Annotated in this window: 1 protein-coding gene; it reads right to left on the bottom strand. The window is 62.5% G+C overall.

Going from position 1 to position 1,081, the window contains the following annotated elements; translation table 11 throughout:
• Window positions 1-52: 52 nt before the first annotated feature.
• Window positions 53-784: a peptide-methionine (S)-S-oxide reductase MsrA gene (gene msrA, locus FCU66_RS40810; RefSeq protein WP_136621769.1), complete on the bottom strand. Its 732-nt coding sequence runs from the start codon at window positions 782-784 to the stop codon at window positions 53-55.
• Window positions 785-1,081 lie beyond the last annotated feature (297 nt).

Below are 1,081 nucleotides of genomic sequence, written 5' to 3'. Positions count from 1 at the left end.
GGCAGGGCAGAGGGGGGTGCTGTCCCGCCGACGCCTCTTCAATAAGGCCAGCTCAATTGCTCGCCGACAGCACCAGCACAGGCTTTTCGCTGTACAGCGCCGGGAACAGCGCCTTCAAATTCGCCACCTTGGGCAGGTCGTTGTAGACGATGTAGGGATAGGTCGGGTTCAGCGTCAGGAAATCCTGATGATAATTCTCGGCCGGATAGAAGGTCTTGCCGGTTTCCAGCGTGGTGACGATGGGCTCCGGGAACACCTTGGCCTGGTCGAGCTGGGCGATGTAGCTTTGCGCGATCTTCTTTTGCGCATCGTTTTCGGCAAAGATCGTCGAGCGGTACTGCGTGCCCGAGTCCGGACCCTGGAAATTCAGCTGGGTCGGGTTGTGGGCGACCGAGAAATAAACCTGCAGCAGCTGGCCGTAGGTAATCTTGGCCGGATCGTAGGTGATCTCGACGGATTCGGCGTGTCCGGTGCGGCCTGAGCCGACTGTCTCGTAGACGGCGGTGTCCTTGTCGCCGCCGGTGTAGCCGGAGACGGCCTTGCTGACGCCCTTGACGTGCTGGAACACGCCTTGCACGCCCCAGAAGCAGCCGCCGGCGAAGATTGCCTTTTCACTGCCGGCAGCCGCCTTTTCGTCCAAAGCCGGCGGCGGGATCTTCACCGCATCCTCGGCCGAAACCGCCGGCGTCAGCCAGAAGGCGGCGCCCGCGGCGGCAAGCGCAAGCGCGGCGAGCGCGCCTTTGACAAAGCCGAACGAACGGTTTGAAATCTTGATGTCGGTCATGGTTGCACTCCTCATGGCTTCCATTGGGATCAGTCTATTGGATCAGCTACGGCGGCGCGACGCACGAGTTGCGGCAGGGGCTCACATTCGCGTGCGCCGAATGCGCTAAATCTTACCGTCGGCGCTGCCCCTCACTGTCCTGCCGGACATCTCTCCCCGTAAACGGGGAGAGAGCAGCTGGCCGCGACGCTGGCGGTTCTTCCTGCAACGCCGATGATTGGCGAAACCGCCGATGAGAGCGCCCCTCTCCCCGTCACTATACGGGGAGAGGATGCCGGCAGGCAGGTGAGGGGCAGC

Source organism: Mesorhizobium norvegicum (genome assembly GCF_004919685.1).
Classification (GTDB): Bacteria; Pseudomonadota; Alphaproteobacteria; order Rhizobiales; family Rhizobiaceae; genus Mesorhizobium; species Mesorhizobium norvegicum.
Note: the sequence above shows the minus strand (reverse complement) of the source record. Positions and strands in the feature narration are given on the sequence as shown.

Excerpts from the sequence above, each read along its gene's own strand:
- msrA (WP_136621769.1), bottom strand. The coding sequence starts at position 784 with ATGACCGACATCAAGATTTCAAACCGTTCGTTCGGCTTTGTCAAAGGC.